The following is an 18,072-nucleotide window of genomic DNA, read 5'->3' on the forward strand; positions in this document are numbered from 1 at the left end:
GGTTCCTGCGATTAAATGGAGTGTCTAGGCAAGCCCGTCAAGGATTGACCTTTAGGAGTTCCACGTCGAAAATCAACGCCGCGTTAGGCGGAATGACCCGACCCGCCCCACGCGCGCCGTAAGCCAATTCCGGGGGAATGAAGAAGCGATACTTGGCGCCTTCCTTCATCAGTTGCAAACCTTCGGTCCAGCCGCGAATCACCCCATTTAACGGAAATTTAACGTTCTCGCCACGGTCGAACTCCTGACCCGAAATCAGGCTGCCGCGGTAGTTGACGAGTACGGTGTCAGTGGCTTTGGGGGAAATGCCGTTGCCCTCGTTGAGGACTTGATACTGCAACCCGCTCGGGGTACTTACGATACCGGGTTTTTTCTCGTTTTCGACCAGGAATTTCAAGCTTTCCCGCTTGTGTTTTTCGGCATCCGCGGATGGCGACGGGGTGCAGGCGGAAAGCCAAAGTAGTACAAGCACGGATGCTCGGGCAAAAAATCCGAGTTTCTTCATTGTGATTTACTCCATTTTGGATCTGACGGCTGAACCGGACGCGTGTCGTGTCGGGTGCCCCCCTATTAAAAGAAAGAATCGTTAGGAACGGCCAGTGAGCAACGCGTCCGCCGAGTGAGTCACGTTTTTACTCGGCTGGGCTACCATGTGCAAGCATGGCTTCCGGCAAGTTGTCTCCCCGGCGTTCAGCGTAGGGCCGGGCATCGGCTCTCGTATCCGGAAGAAAGCCTCCGGCCTGCATGGTCCACAATGTGTAGTAAAAGCCTTTTGCCGCGAGCAGCTCCGCGTGATTTCCGTCCTCGACGATACGGCCCTGGTCGAAGACCAGAATACGGTCCAAGTGCGCGATCGTTGATAGGCGGTGAGCGACGACGATGACCGTTTTCTTGCCCATCAGCTGGTCCAGACTATCCTGAATCGCTTTCTCCGTTATTGAGTCGAGACTGGACGTAGCCTCGTCGAGAATTAATATCGGTGGGTCTTTGAGCATGACTCGGGCGATCGCGATACGTTGCCGCTGACCACCGGACAGTTTGATGCCGCGTTCGCCTACCAGCGAATCGTAGCCGTCTTTTAGCCCTTCGATGAACTCGTGGGCATGTGCCATTCGGGCGGCAGCGATGATTTCGGCATCGTCGGCGTCGAGGCGGCCGTACCGAATGTTGTCCCGCAGCGATCGATGGAACAGGCTGGGATCTTGTGGAATTAACCCGCCTTGCTCGTGAAGCGAATCCTGGGTCACCCGGGCGATGTCGGTGCCGTCGATCAAAATTTGACCGCCTTGAGGTTCATAGTACCGGAGGATCAATCCCACGAAGCTGGATTTTCCCGAGCCCGAGAACCCGACTAACCCAACCCGTTGACCGGGTTGGATGACCACGTTCAATCCGTCGAATACCCACTGCCCGGGCGTATAGCCGAACCGGACGTCACGGAATTCGATTCGTCCGCGCGTGACGTGCAAAGGCTGAGCGTTCGGCGCATCAACGATGTCATGAGGTTTGACGATGGTCCTTACGCCGTTACTGACATTGCCTACGTACTCGAAAAACTCCAGAAATCGCCGGCTGAGGTTGCGGGCATCGCCGATGATGAGAAGCGCGAGACCGGCGCTCATCGAGAAGTCTCCGACATCGATCAAGCCTTGGCCCCAGAGCCTTAAAGCTAAATAAATCGTGCCTACCTTCAAGGTGGCAGCCGAAATGAATTGAAACCAGCGTACTCGCTCCATGTACCAGAAAGTCCTGCGTCCGGCGTTGACCTCCGTTTCCAGAAAACGGTTCAGATACTCCCGCTCGTGGCGTAGCCGAGCGAACAATTTGACATTCAGAATATTGGTCACAGAGTCGACGATCTTGCCGTTCACAAGGCTCCGAGTTTCGGCATACGCCTGAGCGTAAGGCCGGCAGCGCTCGGCCAGCCAGAACGACACGCCTACATAGACCAGCACCCACGCCGCTACGAACCAGCCGAGACTCGTGTGAGTTTTGAAGAGGAGGGTGACCGACACGGTGAATACCACTCCGATCGGCCAGAAATCGAAGAGCACGGCCCAGACGGTGTGGTTGAGGCTCATGGCCGTCTCCGTGATTCGATGTGCCAAAGCGCCGGCGAAACGTTCGCTGAAGTAGCGGACGGAATGGTGCTGGAGATAGGCGTAAAGCTTTTGCGTCGTTCGCTGGCGCAAACGGGGGCCCACCATGATAAGACATGCGCCGCTGGCTCGGCTGAACAGTATCTCGGCGATATTTAAGGCGGCGAAAATCATCAAAGGAAGGCTTAGGCGCTCTATCGGCGGAACCGAGCCGCCGTTTGCTTGGGTTACCCCGTCGATGATCTGCCCGATCGCATAGGGTATGAGAATGTTGCTCACCGCCTGACCCGTTTCCAGGGCCAGCATGAACAGAAACCATCCGCGAAACCCGGCTATGCAGTGAACAATGAAGCGAAAGGTCGTGTCGGGTAAATCGGGGGCGTCTGCCGCTCGATTAAACGAATGCGTCATGATGAGGGTAAGCGTGTATGGAGAACCGAAAGCGGGGCCGCTGCCAAGGCGAGTCAGGGAATTTTCGTTGACTGCGGCTAGCGAAGCAAGTCGATGAGGTTGTGGCGAATACGGAAGGACCGGGGCGTCCTGAGACCTAGCGGTGTGTGGGCATTAACTTCGTTGCCCGAACCCGTTCGGGCAACGAAGCGAGGCTGCGCCTCGATTCCTCGGGGTTGTTAAGAAGGCTGAAAGGCTTGGACGAGCAGGATGGCTTCAATCTAAACCAATCCGCTAACCGGCCTGCGCATGGAAGCCTGAGTCTAGGCCGACCGAATGGGGGCGTTCGTACCGGTCTTCGTCATCGGCTTCCATCGCGTCATCGGGTTGGATCCGGATGTCCAGCCTGTCAACATCGTCTGCCCATTTATCCAAGAGTGCCGGCAGACTCTTCCTCAAATAATCTCCTTTGATTCTCATGGCACTTTCCTTATTTTGAGTTGACGAACAAGTCCTGCACCTCAGCAAAGCATCGGTAGCTCATTTATAAAAAAAATCAAGGTATGGGTAAATCAGAAGTCCTTATGATTTCTAGAAGACAAATAAGCTCTATCGATTATTCGTGCTCGGAATGGAGGCACTTGAGCACGGCGCGCAGGGGCAGATGATCGGAGGTTTCCCGCGCCAGCGGGGTGGAATATGCGGCAATTTCAACAAGAAGTTCGCGCGGTTTGACCCATATTCGGTCAAGTGCAAACAGCGGCAATATCGAGGGATAGGTCGCGATGTCCGGTATGTGACCGAAATGGTTGCGTAGCCAGCGTAATGGTCTTCCCCACAGAAACCATTCGTTTAAATCCCCAAACAGAATGACCGGGGGAGGGGCTGCAGCGAGGATGCTTAGAATTCGGGTCATCTGTTTCCGCCGCTCGCCTGGAAACAGCCCCAGATGAGTGCCGATTGCGCGGAGGGGTCCGCAAGGACTATCGACCGACAAGTCGATCGCCGCCCTTGGCTCTCGGTGGGGGATGCTGAGATCGACGCGTCGGATGTTCCGGACCGGCAGCCGGGTAAGAATGGCGTTGCCATAATGTCCGTTGCGGCGTAGCAGTGTGGGGCCAGGTATTGCGCGATAGTGTAATCGGTTTGCGAAATGCTGAAGCAGATCGAGAGCGACTGATGGTTCCCATTGCAGCTCTTGGAGCGCAATGAGGTCAGCGTCGAGCTCGCGGATAATAGTCAAGACCCGTTCCGGATCGTAACGTCCGTCGCGCCCGATACAATCGTGGACATTGTAAGTGGCAACGACCAACGACATGACCGGGCAGGCTCGACTAACCGGCTGAGCCTTCCGGGCAAGAGGCCGTTTCGGTTTCGCGATGCCGCAGCCAGCGGTGCGTGGTGAATGCGGCAACCCCGATAATGCCCGCGGAGCCGACGAGCAACGCGATGTTGATTGGGCTCGGCCGGTAGATAGCGGCCGCCAGGCGGTCCGAAAATACGGTGATGGCAATGACACCGGGCACCATGCCGAAAATCGTTCCGAGCAGAAAATCGCGGAAACGGATATGGGATGCCCCCGCGACCAGGTTGACCACCGTGAACGGCGCGACGGGTATCAGTCGGACTGTAAGCATGGCGAGTAAGCCTCTACGGCTCAGCCATCGGCTGAGTGTGTTGAGTCGGGCGCCGCCCAAGCGCCGCACGATATCCCGCCCGACAACATGGCCGAGAGCAAAAGTGAGCGAGGCCCCTATCAGCGATCCTAGAAGCGCGTAAACGAAGCCCTCGGTTGGGCCGAACACGATCGCCGTCGTAAAGATGACCAAGGTGATCGGTATGGCCGTCAAAGCGGCGAGTATATAAGCCCCGATGACCCATAGAGGCGTTGCGGGCGCGTTCTGTAGTGTACGTCCGATCGCGACCAACGTTTCCTTATCGAGCCATTCGTGCAGCGGTCCCCAACGCCATGCGGCAGCGAGGGATCCGATACCAGCGAGTAGGCTGAGGGTGGCGATGATGCGTTTGCGGGCGGACGGGCGATGTTCGACAGGAATGAGTTCATCGATCAAGCGGTCGGGATCGATGGGCGCTTCCGGATCGACCACACTTGCCTCCGGCAACAGGGCATCGGCTTCTGGCGACACTTCGCCTTTGAGGTGCCGAAGCGTGCGTCTATGCCCACGCAAGCTTTCAATCGCGGAAATGAGCGAGCCGTGCCGTTCGATGGCGCGTGCCAATTGATCCGTTTCGATGCCTAGATGCTCGGCCAGTAGGCGATTTCTCAAGTCTGCCAACGCCCTCGCTGTTTGGGGCTCGGTTGCTTCGATCGCAAGATTGCATTCTGTGTCCAATCCCATCGAACGATTGTTCAGATTCGCCGAGCCGACCAGTGCCAGGCGGTCATCCACGACCATCAGTTTTGAATGGACATTAATGCACTGATCCTTCAAGCCCTCGCAGTCCGGGTAGTAGATTCGGAATCTGCCATATCGATCGGCCGTGCGAAGGCGGCGAAGCAGCCGTGCTCGCAATACTTCCATAGTTGTTTGTTCGAGCCAACCCCCGCCGGTTAAACGGGATACGACGACAATCTCCGGTGAATCCGGCTCGCGCAGTCGCGATTCGAGCAAAGCGCCGATTGAGGAAGCCGTCAGATACTGATTCTCGATGTATATTGTGTTTTTCGCCGCTTTGATTGCGTCGAGGTATAGCTGGCGGAGTTCGACGATTTCGGGGGCGCCGTTGAATCGGGGAGCCGTTCGGGCGATGGCGACGTCGACGTCGGTGATATCCGGGACGAGCCACGGCGGCCAGGGATCGCTCTCGGTGTGACCGCCGACCGGAATTTCGGAGCCCGTCGCATAGCGCCAGCGCTCACGGACGAGTTCGCCGAGTGCCGCCGCGGCGTCACCGTCCACGACCATTTGCACATCGTGAACCGGAGCGTATGCTTGTCCATTAGACCGTCGGCGGTACGGCGCATTAGGCTCGTGGGCCGGCGTGTCCCAACGTTCCTGCGCAAGGTCCATGCCGCCGACAAAAGCCACGGCATCGTCTATGACCACGATTTTCTGATGGTGCGAGGCGCCCACGGGATGCCGTCCGTCCAGATAAAAATGTAGATGCCGATGGCGTTGCCAGCCGAGCGTGTAGATAGGCAGGACTTCGCGGCCTGGGGCGTAAAGCATCGCGAAGTCCCAGTTCAAAATATAAACGTCCAGCCCGCGACGGCATTCGATGAGCGCTTTCAGAAAGTCGCCGAGCTGTACCGGAAATCCGTCGTTGGCACCATCTTGAACCAGACGGGTTCGGCTGTCGATATCCCAACCGACGATGACAATGGATCGCCGAGCCCGAATCGCCGCTGCGCGCAAAACGGGAAAGTACGCCGAACTGTCGATCAAGAAGGAAACCCGATCAGCATGGGCACTGCGCCAATAGTTGCGTCCCGGCTCGAGAATGCGTCTCTCGTTTTTTTGATGGGCGTCGAAATTCCTCATTCTTGTTCCTTAATGGTGATCGTAAGGCATCGAACTCGCCGGAGTACGTCTCCGGCTTTGTGATCGAGATCACGGAGATTGCGGTCCGACGTTTTTTGAAGCTTTGACAAGCTCCGGCGCCCATTTCTCACAGCTGGGTACTGCAGGTGCCAATACAATCGCGGCTGGCGTTCCGATCACTGAGGAGGTGGATTCTCGGGGCGAGCGGTTCTTCTGCGGGAAGTTTGTCGTCGCCATTAAGGGGCGAGAGCCATGGACAAGGACAGGTTGCTAACAGTCGATCGGTCCATTAGGACGATTGACCGATGTCTCGCGAAGGTACAGTACGTAATATTCCTAAGCTATGGTCGGTGATCAAAAAAGCTTTAAGCCTAATAGTTTACAGAGCCGTATTTCAGGCGATACGATACCTTGTTTACCAGTAAATGTCGGGCTGGTTTGGCGGCATATTCGTATATACAAATGCATGACCTTCATGGAAAATACCGACCGCGTACCCTCGAAACCATACTAATCGAAAAGGCGTTAGATATGGCTGTTAATGGACTAACAGTTTTCATCGTCGATGACGACCCCGATGTATGCGATGCCTTGGCAGCATTGTTGAGGGCTGAGGGCTTTGTGGTCGAAACCTATTTGTCCGGACCGGATTTCTTGGCTGCGGTCAAGCCGGAACAACAAGGATGCCTGATCCTCGATATTCATCTCCCTCAGATTTCCGGGTTGGATCTGCAGCAGGTCCTGACCGAGAGAGGCTACAATCTTCCTATCATCTTTCTGACGGGATTTGGTGACGTGCCTAAGTCGACCGCCGCTTTCAAGGGCGGGGCCGTGGATTTTCTCGAAAAACCCGTGGATGCCGATGTCTTGATACCGGCGATAAGAAACGCGCTAGCTCTCAGTTATCAGCGTTTCGAAGAGAAATCGCGTCAGCACGAACTCGATGCTCTTTACTCCAGCCTCACGCCTCGTGAAAAGGAAATCTTGGTGTTTCTGGCTCGAGGCTACTCGGCTAAACAGGTCGGCAAAGCATTGGGCATCAGTCACCGTACTGCTGAAATTCACCGCGCCCGAATCATGGAGAAGCTAGGCGTCCAATCGCTCGCCGATCTCGTGGCGCTCGCCATACAGATGGGGATTCGCTAATCGGCAAAATATCATTCTGTCCGCTCGCGCTCTGCCGCCGGCAAGCCGTATAGCCTAGTCCGGAAGATACGTAAGAGTACGTGCATTCCAATCTCCGTTCGGTGGCTACTCTACGGCGACAGAGTGTTCGAGTCTTTCATAGAACCGGAGTCCAACAGAACTCGGCGTGACCGGGGGAGTCGGTCTCATCTTCGCGGTACAAACCGTAGATCATCGCGGTGCGAATAGTACGGCGGCGATAACGGATTATTGAGTCCTCATCGGCTACAAACAACGAGGAGATCTCGCTTCACGCCCAACCCAGGATTGGGGTGGATGAACATGCTCGGCACTTGGGAGGCGTTGTTCGGGGATATAGGAACGGAGGTTAGTCGTGTCCAACTTCATTAAATCCAACGATGCCTTGAATCACAGGGATCCATTCGACGTTCTCAAGCCAAATCTCGCGGTCGTGGCTTCACTCTCCGTTGTTCTGGGTTTGATTGCCGCCGTGCCGGCGCTGAGCAGCCCGGTGCCGGTAAGTTTTTTGTTGCTGATTCCGGTCTTGATTGGCGCGTTGCTAGGCGGACTGGGCATCGGCTTATTTGCCATGCTCCTCGCCGTGGCGGCTGCCCATTTGCTGCCGGGAGAGTCGGCTTTCGATCTCCGGCAACAATTTCCGGACGTGGATCAGCGGGTTCGGTTTGTTTTTTTTATCGCCGAGAGCTTGTTGCTGATCTGGATCGGTCGAAGGTATCGGCTATCCAGGTTCGAGGCGCGGGAAGCCTCGCGCCATCAGCTCATGCTGGAGCAAGAAACCGTCCATCGGCAGAAGTTGGAGGAATCGCTCGTACGAAGCCAACGTACCGTCAAATCGCACATTGCCGAAATCGAAAACATCTATGCCGCTGCCCCCGTCGGTCTCTGCTTTCTTGATCGAGAACTCCGTTTCGTTCGCATCAATCGGCGCTTTGCTGAGATAGTCGGGTGTCCTGTCGAAGTGGGTATCGGAAAGAGCATGCTTGAAGCGGTTCCGGAGCTCGGAGAGGCGCTCTATCCGCTGCTGCAGCGCGTGATCGTATTGGGACAGCCGATCCTGGAAAAAGAGATCCCCGGCATGGAGAGAAGCGGTGCTCAAACGGAGTCGGCCTTCCTAGCGAGTTTTTTGCCCATAAAGGAAGAAGATGGCTTCGTAACCGGCGTAAATGTTGTCGTGAAGGACGTCACGCGGCAAATTGAATCCGGCGAGAACGCCTCGCGAGAGAACGAGACTCGTCTGCAACTTGCCCTTGAAGCGGGGCGAATGGCGATCTGGGAGCGCGATTTGGCGAGCGGCCGAATGACATGGTTGGATCCGGCGAACATTCACTCGGCGATCGATTTCGAGCAGCAATTTTTGGGCTGGGTGCAGAACATTACCGAGGGAAATTCGTTCGACGTTTCCGAGGCCGGAGAGCGGCCGGTCGAGAGCTGGCGCCGGGAGTTCCGCATCGTCATGCCGGACGGACAGTGGAATTGGGTCGAAGCGTGCGCATTGCGAGTGCTTAATTGCCGGGAAGGCGGCCGCTGTTTGGTCGGTGTTCTTGCCAACGTTACTGATCGAAAACGTGCCGAGGAAAGTTTGAGTCAAGTCATAGAAGCTGAAGAAGCCTTGCGCGAAGCAGGCCGTAGAAAGGACGAATTCATCGCGCTCCTGGCTCACGAGCTTCGCAATCCGCTAGCGCCGATCTTGACATCGGCACAGCTCTTGAAGCGCCGCGGTTCCGAACGGCCGGAACTGATCGCGTCCGCCACCGAGAGTATCGAACGTCAGGTCAGATATCTGACCCGACTGATCAACGACCTCCTGGATATATCGCGGGTTGCTAGAGGCAAGCTGAATCTGAATTTTGAAATGACTGATATGGCGTCGATCGTCGCTCATGCTATCGAACTCTGTCGGCCGGTTATCGACAAGAATCAACAGGAGTTGGTGCTCAGCGGGACCGATCAATCGCTTTATCTCTGGGGCGATCCGGCCCGACTCTCGCAAATTATCGCGAACTTGTTGATGAATGCCGCGAAATTTACGCCGGTAGGCGGTCGGATTGAATTGGCGGTGAGACGGAGGGAACGGGAGGTTTCGATCAAAGTGCAAGACAATGGAATCGGAATCGAGCCGGATGCGCTGGAGCATATCTTCGAGCCGTTCGTGCAATTTGAACGGCCGCTGCACGACGGGCACAGTGGCCTTGGCGTCGGCCTGGCGCTTGTAAAAAGCCTGGTGGAGATGCACGGTGGCAGAATTTCGGTCGCCAGCCACGGCAAACATCGAGGTAGCGAGTTTTGGGTTCGATTGCCGTTGTACGACCAATCGTCACAGCGAAGAGCAGGCCGGACGGAGCACGATGGTCGGGGGCAGCCTGTCCAGGCGCCTCTTGGGTGTGACCAAACCCACTCTCTCGTGGTTTTTGAAAGCCTGGGCGCAGACGGTTGCGGCGAGGCTTCCGCGTCAGATCTTGAGAAACAATCTGACCGGGTCTTCCAGCAGTTCCTTCAAGGTGAACAGAAAAGTCACCGCTTCGCGGCCGTCAATGATGCGATGATCATAGGAAAGGGCTAGATAAATCATTGGCCTGATCACAATCTGCCCGTTTTCCACCACAGGTCGCTCCTTGATGGCATGCATGCCGAGAATGGCACTCTGCGGCGGATTGAGGATGGGGGTCGAGAGCATGGAGCCGAATATACCGCCGTTGGTGATGGTGAAGGTACCGCCGCTCAGTTCTTCGAAACTGAGTTTGCCGTCTCGAGCCCTCTGCGAAAAATCGACGATGGCCTTTTCGATCTCGGCGAAATCGAGACGGTCGGCGTCACGTAGGATTGGCACCACCAGTCCACGATCGGTCGATACCGCAATACCGATGTCGTAATAATCGTGGTAAACGATATCGTTTCCGTCGACTGAAGCATTGATGATCGGAAAGCGTCTGAGTCCCTCTACCACCGCTTTGACGAAAAAGGACATGAGGCCAAGCTTGATCTTATACCGCTGCTCGAAGCGAGCTCGGTGCTCGTTCCGCAGGTCGAAGATCTTCTGCATATTGACTTCGTTGAAGGTGGTCAGCGTCGCAGTCGTATGCTGCGCCTCGATCATGCGCTCGGCAATACGGGCACGGAGCCTGCTCATGGGCACACGCCGTTCGCCCCGACCTTCTGGCGCAGGGGCCGACGGTTTCTCCTTTGCTGCCGGTTCCGGTTCCGGTTTCGGTGCTGGCGCGGTTTCTTCGAGGGCTTTGCGTTTTCGGGATTCCAGATAATCCAGGACGTCTTGCTTGGTCAGACGGCCCTCCCGTCCCGTGCCTTTGATCTGTGTCGGGTCGAGGTTGTGTTCCAGGATCAGCCGGCGTACTGAGGGGCCCATGGGTTGGGCAAACGTCGCGGGCCTGGGAGCCGCTTCGGGTACGGCCGCTGGTTCCGGCTTTTTCGGAGGCGCTGCGGTCTCGGCGACCGCGGGACGGACCTCGGTTTCGATCACTGCGAGGAGGTCGCCGCTTGCAACCACGTCCCCTTTGGCGTGGTGAACTTCCTGCAATACGCCATTATCCGGCACGGGTACTTCGAGGATGACCTTCTCGGTTTCCAAGTCGACGAGTGTCTCGTCCTTCTGCACCGTGTCGCCTGGCTTCTTATGCCAGTCGAGCAGGGTCGCGTCGGTAACGGACTCGGGCAGGTTAGGCACGGTGACTTCGATGCGCATGAACGATTCCTAAAGGCTCTTGACGGGGCACGGTTCCAAACAATGCGTCTTCGACGACTTTCTTTTGCTGTTCCAAATGCCGGTGGAATTGGCCCACTGCAGGGGCCGCCGACATTGGACGCCCAGCATAGCTGAGGATGATGTCCTTTTCCAGAAGACTCAGGAAGCGGTGCTTGATCTGGTGCCAGGCGCCCTGATTTTCCGGTTCTTCCTGACACCAGATCAATTCCTTCATTTGCGGATAGGCTGCCAGCTCTTGCATAAAAGTGTCGTAAGGGAAGGGATAGAGCTGCTCGATACGGATAATCGCGACATGATGGAGACCTTCCTTACGCCGCGTTTCCAAGAGGTCATAGAACACTTTGCCGGTGCAGAGAACGACGCGTGTGATCTTAGCGGGGTCATGGGCATCGATCTCGCCGATGATGTTTCGGAAACTGCCGGTTGATAATTCGTCCAGCCGAGAAGTTGCCAGCTTGTGCCGCAACAAACTCTTGGGTGTCATGATGATCAGCGGCTTGCGATAGTGCCTAAGCATCTGCCGGCGCAAGAGATGAAAGATTTGGGCCGGCGTTGTCGGTACGCAGACTTGAATGTTCTGCTCGGCGCACAGTTGCAGATAGCGCTCGATCCGGGCTGACGAATGTTCGGGGCCTTGGCCTTCGTAGCCATGAGGCAGAAACATGGTCAGTCCGCTGAGCCTTCCCCATTTGGTTTCGCCGGATGTGATGAACTGATCGATCACGACTTGGGCATTGTTAGCGAAGTCGCCGAACTGGGCTTCCCAAATGACCAAGGTTTCGGGCTCGGAACTGCTGTAGCCGTATTCGAACCCGAGTACGCCTTCCTCGGACAGCAGAGAGTCGTAGATGTAAAAACGAGCCTGTGTGCTGCTGAGGTTCTGAAGTGGAATGTAGGTATCACCAGTATTTTGATCGTACAAGATCGCGTGACGATGGAAAAACGTGCCGCGCCCCACGTCCTGGCCAGTCAAACGTACGCTGTACCCTTCCGTCAACAATGAGGCATAGGCCAAGGTTTCGGCATAACCCCAGTCCAGCGGGATCTCCCCCGCTGCCATTTTTCGCCGGCTCTCCATGATCGCGGCCGCGCGTGGATGAAGGGCGAACCCCGGCGGGATTTCGATCAGACGCTGGGAGAGATCTTGAATCCTTTTCGGGTCTATACCCGTCTCGCAGGGCTGGGTCCACTCGGTGCCGATATAATGATTCCAGCGGGTCTTGGCATAATTCATGGCGTCGTGAACGACCGGCCGCAGGAAGGTTTCGTCTTTCTTAAGGCCGTTCTGGTAATCCTCTTCCATGCGTTGGACTTCATCTGGAGTCACCACCCCTTCGGCAATCAGGCGATCGGCGTACAGCTTCCGTACCGTCGGATGGTTACGGATGAAACGGTACATCAAAGGTTGGGTGACAGCCGGTTCGTCCGCCTCGTTATGGCCGTGGCGCCGGTAACAGATCAGGTCGATCACCACGTCCCGCTTGAATTTCATCCGATAATCGAGCGCGAGCCGTGTGACGTAGAGCACCGCTTCTGGATCGTCGCCGTTTACGTGGAACACCGGGGCCTGGATCATGTTAGCGACATCGGTGCAGTACAGCGTAGATCGGGCATCGAACGGATTGCTGGTAGTGAAGCCGATCTGATTGTTGATGACGATATGTATGGTTCCGCCCGTCGTATATGCTCGGGTTTCGGACATATTGAGCGTCTCCATGACGACGCCTTGCCCCGCGAACGCGGCATCGCCGTGGATCAGCACCGGAAGCACCGCCTTCTCGCCGTCTTCGTGCTGGCGCCTATCCTGGCGCGCGCGTACCGAGCCTTCCACCACCGGATCGATGATTTCGAGGTGTGAGGGGTTGAAGGCGAGAGCAAGATGCACCGTGCCGCCCGGGGTTTCGATGTCCGACGAGAAGCCCATGTGATATTTCACGTCGCCTGCACTGGCATACGGGGGCGAGTTCGGATAGATCCCCTCGAATTCCTGAAACAGCGAGCTGGGTTTTTTTCCTAGGATGTTGATGAGTACGTTCAGGCGGCCGCGGTGGGCCATGCCCATCACGATTTCCTTGGAACCTTTTTCGCCGGCCCGTTGGATCAGTTCATCTAACAGCGGGATCAGAGTTTCCGCCCCTTCGAGCGAAAATCGCTTCTGTCCCACGTATTTGCGGTGCAGGTATTTTTCGATTCCTTCGGCGGCGGTAAGAAGCCTCAGGATCCATCGCTTTTCGTCGGCATCGAAGTTTCCGCGTGCACGTGTGCTTTCCAACCGCTTTTGAATCCATTGTTTGATATCGCTGTCGACGATGTGCATGTACTCGGCACCGACCGGGCCGCAATAGGTCTCCCGGAGCATCGACAGGATTTCGCGCAAAGGCAGCCGTTCCGAACTTCGTAGAATGTCGATGTAGAACAGTCGGTCCAATTCCTCTTCGCCCAGACCGTAATAGGCCGGATCTAAATCTCTCAGGCCCGGCGGGGGCGACAGCTTCAACGGATTGTTGTCGGCCGCCTGGTGGCCGCGGGTGCGGTATTGGCAAATCAGCCGGTCGACCGCGGATTGCTTGCGCAGCAAGTCTTCTGCTTCGGATTTCCCGATGACCTTTTCGGCGTAGGGCTCCGCCTTTGCCAATTCGTATTGGATCGACCGGAACTGTTCGCGCCAGCTTTCATCGACAGACTCGGGATCCCGCAGGAATTTCTCGTAGAGATCCTCGAGAAAACCGATATTGTCCTCGCTAAAAGCCGATGCTTCTCTGAGAAGTTGTAAGAGTTTATTCATTCGATGGTCTCGTGTGTCCGTCCCGTGTTTTAAGATTTTCGATGATGGTTTTTGCCTACCGTGACACGTTCAGTCCATTTGGTCAGGCTGTGGGACGCGTATATTAAAGACAATTTTGAGCCGAGTTTTATCTCCGATAAAGCTGGGAAAATCATCCGAGTTTCGGTAGTCAGACGAGCGGGCCCGCGCCGGACTTGCCGCTTCCCGCCCGATGCCACAATCGGTCTTTGGGGTCCGGTTACTTCTCAAGACTTAAGTCTACGCCAGTTTATTCTGATGCAGGCTGAGTGAGCGACGGTCCGGCGATTTTAGCCTTTCTGGGGAATGGCAGCGACGGGTAGGTCGCGTGAAAGCGCCGGTACGTGAATGATTCTTGTGCTAGCCTCTTGTGCATGTTTTGTTGTCGGTCGAAACAAGGCGGGGGATAGCAATGTTTGACGGGTTGATTGGTCGTGTGCCCATTTACACGGGCACTTTTGATGTTTTTGGCTATGAGCTCAGCGTTTGCAGCGGCGAAGCACTCAGCACCGGAACCAAGGACAGCGAAGACCAATGGGCCGAGACAGTGCGGCAGGCGGGTCAGACAGTGGACTTGAAAGATCTGGTCGGTGACGGCCGCGCCATGCTTCGAGTTCCATTTGCTTTTCTGAGCGTGTGCGAACGATTGGCATGGCCGAAATCTCAGATGGTTGTGGCGGTATCGGGAGACGTCCTGAATGACAACACGGCCCAGCAAGCAGTGGCCAGGCTGGCGGAGGAGGGGTTTACCATCGCGCTCCACAATCCGTCCTGCGATCTAGCGGAGCTTCGGCACACGGCCGGTTTCGCGTCGATTTGCTCTCTGGATGCCCGCAGGCTGAACGATTTCAAGGCGCGTTGGACGGCGAATCCCGGTCGGGCACTGCGCCTTCTGGTGCGCGATGTGGAGACACCGGACCAGTACGATCGTTTTTGCAAGCTGGGTTTCGATTACTACGAAGGTGTGTTCTTCGAACGCCCCAGACCGATACACAGCAGCGACATACCGGGAAATCGCCTGGCCGTGCTCGAATTGCTGGGTCGGCTCCACGATCCGAATGCTGAAATCGCCGACGCCGAGGCGATCATTACGCGTGACCTGACCTTAAGTTATAAGCTTCTCCGCTTGGTCAATTCTGCATTTTTCGGCGTTACGAAACGTGTTGATTCGATCCGGCGGGCGGTGACTTTCCTAGGCTTGCAACGGGTCAAGAATTGGGCGTCCGTAATCCTGGTCAATTCCGTCGACTATCGGCCGCGTGAATTGCTGATCACGGCAATGGTGCGGGCGCGCGCCTGTGAGCTATTGGCGGAACAGCTGAAACGGCCCGATACCGAGCGGTATTACATCGCGGGGCTGTTTTCGTTGCTGGACGCGATCATGGATGTTCCTATCGGGAACATCTTGCGACACCTGAATCTCGACGACAGCATCAATGAAGCGCTGCTGCGCGGCAGTGGTCCGATCGGGGAGATTCTCCGCGCTGTAATCGCGTTCGAACGTGCCGAATCGGGTCAAATCCACGGCTGCGGGTTCGAACCGGGTGTGCCAGCCCGGGTTTACCTGGAATCGATTCGCTGGGCGACGAGCGCTCGAAGAATTCTGGAAACCGCTTGACACTGGCCTTCGGGAGGAGGAGCCTGGATAAATCCTGAGTAAATTACTTGGCTATAGGACGGTTTCGTGCAAAAATCATAAGTTCCTCGAGCTGATCCGATTAGAACTAAGGTTATGGCGGCTTTATCCACGCAATTGATTGACCGTTTCGGGCGGCGCGTCAGTTATGTTCGTATTTCCATCACCGACCGCTGCGACTTCCGCTGCCTTTATTGCATGAACGAAGACACGGTCTTTCTGCCGCGTGCCCAGATCCTGACGCTCGAGGAAATCCTCACCGTCGCTAAGGCATTCGTGGAGCTCGGCGTGGAAAAGATCAGGATCACGGGCGGAGAGCCGCTGGTCCGCAAGGGTGCGATCGATCTCTTGCATGAAATCGGAAAGTTGCGGGGGTTGAGAGAGCTGGTCTTAACTACCAACGGCTCGCAACTGGAAAAGACCGCTCCTCTGCTGAAGTCGGCCGGAGTCAAGCGCATCAATGTCAGTCTCGATTCGTTGAAGCCCGATCGATTCCGGGAAATGACCCGCGTAGGTGACTGCGCCAAAGTGCTGCGAGGCATCGATGCCGCCCTGGATGTGGGTTTTGAGAGACTCAAGATCAATTCCGTCGTACTCAAGAACCGCAATCACGACGAAGTGGGTGATTTGGTTGCCTATGCGATCGCCAAGGGTATCGACATCAGTTTCATAGAGGAAATGCCCTTAGGTCTGGTCGAGGGGCATGATCGTGCCAGCGAATATTATTCTAGCGATGAGATCAAGCGCGATCTCGACCAGCGGTTTACCTTGCTGCCCACTCCGGAAACGACAGGCGGACCTTCCCGATATTATCGGGTGTCCGGTACCAATACCCGTGTGGGGTTCATTTCCCCGCACAGCCACAATTTCTGCGCAAGCTGCAATCGCGTTAGAGTGACGGCAGAAGGGCGATTGCTGCTCTGTTTGGGCAACGAACACTCAATCGACCTAAAACGGGTTTTGCGCGCCAATCCCGGCGATATGCCAAAGCTGAAACACGCGATCGTCGAATCGATGTCGATCAAGCCCGAGCGGCATCATTTCGACATCAAGGCTCAGCCCGTCATTTTTCGCCACATGAACGCCACCGGCGGCTGAACCCTGCGGTTCAGTGGCGACCACGCGTATCGCCGCGGGTACCTACTCCAGAGCGATTTCGCCTTCTATGACGTGGCGGATGTTCAGCCCCGGTACTTCCAACATCATTTTTGCGGCAAATTTTTCGTTTCCGGCCAGCTTGCCGGCTTGCAATGCATCGTGGACAGCCAGCTCGATTTCCCGTTGCGAAGTGACGCCGACTCTTTTCAGAAACTTGCGGACATCCATATTGAAGGTATCGTCGTTCATCACCTTGACTCCCTGATTTCAATGATCTCAAGTTTCGATGCAAAATTCGGGGACCTTGATTCCGATGTCTCGAGCGACGAGCTCAGAAGAGCGGCGAAACTCCAAACAGTGAGCTATGGAAGTGCATTAGTGCGAAGTAGAGTACCAGGGCCAGTGCAATGCGCCACCAGCCGATTTCAGCCCATTCAAGTCGGTTGCGCCTCTCCAGGATAGCGTAAAACGGAATGTTGGACGTCGCCGCCGCGAATTTCGCCCATCGATCCCCGAATTGCCTTTGACGCTTGGTGTCTATCGAACGGGTTCCACCCAAGGTCAAGATAAGAAAGGACCCGAACAGTACGAGCGCCGCGGCATCGCCGTTGGCGATCAGATGCACGGCAGCCCAGAGGGCGATTCCCCACAGGAAGGGATGCCGGGTGATCCGTAGCATACCTTGCGCCGGTTCGGCTTCATAGAGCAGAGGCTCGCCGTCGACCGCAGTTGGATTGGGTGTCGTTACGCCGGCTACAGCCAGGATGAATGCGATGAGCATCAGAAACGCAGCGATCGGCTTGAACCATTGGAGTTGTCCCCAGGTCTCGATGTAAGGTGCCTGACGATAGGCATAGATCAACCAAACGAGACCTGCCAGCGAAAGGATCGAAAAACCGCCGCGGTAGATGCGTTCGCCGTATCTCGTGATCAGCCGGTCCCGCCATCGGGTGCCGGCGATCAGGAAATGAATGCCGACGAAAAACGCAGCTGCAAACGTAAGCTGGATCATAGGCGGGCTCCGGATCTGAAGTTCGTTACAGTTCAGCGAAAGTTTTTGCCGACACGCTTGACGTCTAGCTGAAGCGCCTTTGCTGCTGCTCGGCTCACTTCTCGAGTAAGCGGGGCATTAGTTCGACAAGATTGCACGGACGAGTACGGTAATCGAGCTGATCTCGAATGAGGTGATCCCATGCGGTTCGGCATGCACCCGAGGAGCCCGGCAGGCAGAAGATATAGGTGCCGTTGGCTACACCGGCTATGGCGCGGGACTGAATGGTGGAGGTCTTGATGTCCTGGTAGGAAATGGCTCGAAAAACTTCGCCGAACCCGTCCAGAGTCTTGTCGAACAGGACCGACACCGCTTCGGGGGTGCCGTCACGCCCGGTAACGCCGGTGCCGCCGGTGGTGATGACGACATGAATTGCTTCCGCGGCAATCCACTCCGACACCACGGCGCGTATTCGGTAAATATCGTCGGGCACGATGCGCTTGTCCGCAAGATGGTGCCCCGCCGCGCTCAGCCGGTCGACCAGGGTTTTTCCCGACGTATCCGTGTCTTCCGTCCTCGTATCGGAGACCGTCAATACGGCGATGTTGAGGGGAATGAAGCCTCTTTCTTGGGACATAAGCGATGCTTTCCTGTGAATACGTGTTGT

General features: G+C 56.2%; 14 protein-coding genes. 4 read left to right on the forward strand and 10 right to left on the reverse strand.

What is annotated here, in order from left to right:
* Positions 1–37: 37 nt before the first annotated feature.
* The 5 genes from QEN43_RS15335 to QEN43_RS15355 form a co-directional block, all read right to left on the reverse strand.
* Positions 38–505, reverse strand: coding sequence for an FKBP-type peptidyl-prolyl cis-trans isomerase (locus QEN43_RS15335; protein WP_026609240.1), 468 nt, complete (start codon positions 503–505; stop codon positions 38–40).
* Between the two features lie 127 nt (positions 506–632).
* Entirely contained in the window at positions 633–2,510 is a 1,878-nt protein-coding gene (locus tag QEN43_RS15340; protein WP_026609241.1) for an ABC transporter ATP-binding protein, read from the reverse strand.
* 273 nt (positions 2,511–2,783) lie between these two features.
* Positions 2,784–2,969: a hypothetical protein gene (locus QEN43_RS15345; RefSeq protein WP_026609242.1), complete on the reverse strand. Its 186-nt coding sequence runs from the start codon at positions 2,967–2,969 to the stop codon at positions 2,784–2,786.
* A 136-nt stretch (positions 2,970–3,105) separates the two neighbouring features.
* Positions 3,106–3,807, reverse strand: a complete 702-nt coding sequence (locus QEN43_RS15350) for an endonuclease/exonuclease/phosphatase family protein (protein WP_317963383.1) — start codon at positions 3,805–3,807, stop codon at positions 3,106–3,108.
* Between the two features lie 16 nt (positions 3,808–3,823).
* Complete coding sequence (locus QEN43_RS15355) at positions 3,824–5,992, reverse strand: VTT domain-containing protein (RefSeq protein WP_051331433.1); 2,169 nt, start codon at positions 5,990–5,992, stop codon at positions 3,824–3,826.
* Between the two features lie 531 nt (positions 5,993–6,523).
* Between QEN43_RS15355 and QEN43_RS15360 the strand changes: the two genes are divergently transcribed.
* Positions 6,524–7,138, forward strand: coding sequence for a response regulator transcription factor (locus QEN43_RS15360; RefSeq protein ID WP_026609243.1), 615 nt, complete (start codon positions 6,524–6,526; stop codon positions 7,136–7,138).
* Positions 7,139–7,511: 373 nt separating this feature from the next.
* Positions 7,512–9,719 (forward strand): sensor histidine kinase, encoded by a 2,208-nt coding sequence (locus tag QEN43_RS15365; RefSeq protein ID WP_051331435.1) that lies wholly within the window; start codon positions 7,512–7,514, stop codon positions 9,717–9,719.
* On the opposite strand, the gene odhB is transcribed toward QEN43_RS15365, so the two are convergent.
* Positions 9,609–10,856 carry a 2-oxoglutarate dehydrogenase complex dihydrolipoyllysine-residue succinyltransferase gene (gene odhB, locus QEN43_RS15370; RefSeq protein WP_317963384.1) on the reverse strand — a complete coding sequence of 416 codons (1,248 nt, stop codon included), beginning with the start codon at positions 10,854–10,856 and terminating at the stop codon, positions 9,609–9,611. The genes QEN43_RS15365 and odhB overlap by 111 nt on opposite strands.
* Positions 10,831–13,662, reverse strand: coding sequence for a 2-oxoglutarate dehydrogenase E1 component (locus QEN43_RS15375; RefSeq protein WP_051331436.1), 2,832 nt, complete (start codon positions 13,660–13,662; stop codon positions 10,831–10,833). The genes odhB and QEN43_RS15375 overlap by 26 nt, the downstream gene beginning before the upstream one ends.
* Before the next feature lie 430 nt (positions 13,663–14,092).
* Here QEN43_RS15375 and QEN43_RS15380 point away from each other — a divergent pair, with 430 nt between their 5' ends.
* Together QEN43_RS15380 and moaA are read left to right on the forward strand one after the other, a co-directional pair.
* Positions 14,093–15,298 (forward strand): EAL and HDOD domain-containing protein, encoded by a 1,206-nt coding sequence (locus QEN43_RS15380; RefSeq protein WP_026609245.1) that lies wholly within the window; start codon positions 14,093–14,095, stop codon positions 15,296–15,298.
* A 114-nt stretch (positions 15,299–15,412) separates the two neighbouring features.
* Positions 15,413–16,414 carry a GTP 3',8-cyclase MoaA gene (gene moaA, locus QEN43_RS15385; protein WP_026609246.1) on the forward strand — a complete coding sequence of 334 codons (1,002 nt, stop codon included), beginning with the start codon at positions 15,413–15,415 and terminating at the stop codon, positions 16,412–16,414.
* 42 nt (positions 16,415–16,456) lie between these two features.
* Here moaA and QEN43_RS15390 read toward each other — a convergent pair whose 3' ends face one another.
* The 3 genes from QEN43_RS15390 to moaB all read right to left on the reverse strand — a co-directional run bounded on the left by QEN43_RS15390 (position 16,457) and on the right by moaB (position 18,042).
* On the reverse strand, positions 16,457–16,663 hold the full coding sequence (locus QEN43_RS15390) for a DUF6494 family protein (protein ID WP_026609247.1): 207 nt from the start codon (positions 16,661–16,663) through the stop codon (positions 16,457–16,459).
* A gap of 82 nt (positions 16,664–16,745) precedes the next feature.
* A complete protein-coding gene (locus tag QEN43_RS15395) occupies positions 16,746–17,426 on the reverse strand; it encodes an NnrU family protein (protein WP_026609248.1) in 681 nt (226 codons plus the stop codon).
* A 94-nt stretch (positions 17,427–17,520) separates the two neighbouring features.
* Positions 17,521–18,042: a molybdenum cofactor biosynthesis protein B gene (gene moaB, locus QEN43_RS15400; protein WP_026609249.1), complete on the reverse strand. Its 522-nt coding sequence runs from the start codon at positions 18,040–18,042 to the stop codon at positions 17,521–17,523.
* Positions 18,043–18,072: the final 30 nt, after the last annotated feature.

The organism is Methylocaldum szegediense (assembly GCF_949769195.1).
Taxonomy (GTDB): domain Bacteria; phylum Pseudomonadota; class Gammaproteobacteria; order Methylococcales; family Methylococcaceae; genus Methylocaldum; species Methylocaldum szegediense.

Bases quoted from the DNA above. Each gene is read 5' to 3' on its own strand.
- QEN43_RS15335 (WP_026609240.1), bottom strand. From the start codon at position 505: ATGAAGAAACTCGGATTTTTTGCCCGAGCATCCGTGCTTGTACTACTT.
- QEN43_RS15340 (WP_026609241.1), bottom strand. From the start codon at position 2,510: ATGACGCATTCGTTTAATCGAGCGGCAGACGCCCCCGATTTACCCGAC.
- QEN43_RS15345 (WP_026609242.1), bottom strand. From the start codon at position 2,969: ATGAGAATCAAAGGAGATTATTTGAGGAAGAGTCTGCCGGCACTCTTG.
- QEN43_RS15350 (WP_317963383.1), bottom strand. From the start codon at position 3,807: ATGTCGTTGGTCGTTGCCACTTACAATGTCCACGATTGTATCGGGCGC.
- QEN43_RS15355 (WP_051331433.1), bottom strand. From the start codon at position 5,992: ATGAGGAATTTCGACGCCCATCAAAAAAACGAGAGACGCATTCTCGAG.
- QEN43_RS15360 (WP_026609243.1), top strand. From the start codon at position 6,524: ATGGCTGTTAATGGACTAACAGTTTTCATCGTCGATGACGACCCCGAT.
- odhB (WP_317963384.1), bottom strand. From the start codon at position 10,856: ATGCGCATCGAAGTCACCGTGCCTAACCTGCCCGAGTCCGTTACCGAC.
- QEN43_RS15375 (WP_051331436.1), bottom strand. From the start codon at position 13,662: ATGAATAAACTCTTACAACTTCTCAGAGAAGCATCGGCTTTTAGCGAG.
- QEN43_RS15380 (WP_026609245.1), top strand. From the start codon at position 14,093: ATGTTTGACGGGTTGATTGGTCGTGTGCCCATTTACACGGGCACTTTT.
- moaA (WP_026609246.1), top strand. From the start codon at position 15,413: ATGGCGGCTTTATCCACGCAATTGATTGACCGTTTCGGGCGGCGCGTC.
- QEN43_RS15390 (WP_026609247.1), bottom strand. From the start codon at position 16,663: ATGAACGACGATACCTTCAATATGGATGTCCGCAAGTTTCTGAAAAGA.
- QEN43_RS15395 (WP_026609248.1), bottom strand. From the start codon at position 17,426: ATGATCCAGCTTACGTTTGCAGCTGCGTTTTTCGTCGGCATTCATTTC.
- moaB (WP_026609249.1), bottom strand. From the start codon at position 18,042: ATGTCCCAAGAAAGAGGCTTCATTCCCCTCAACATCGCCGTATTGACG.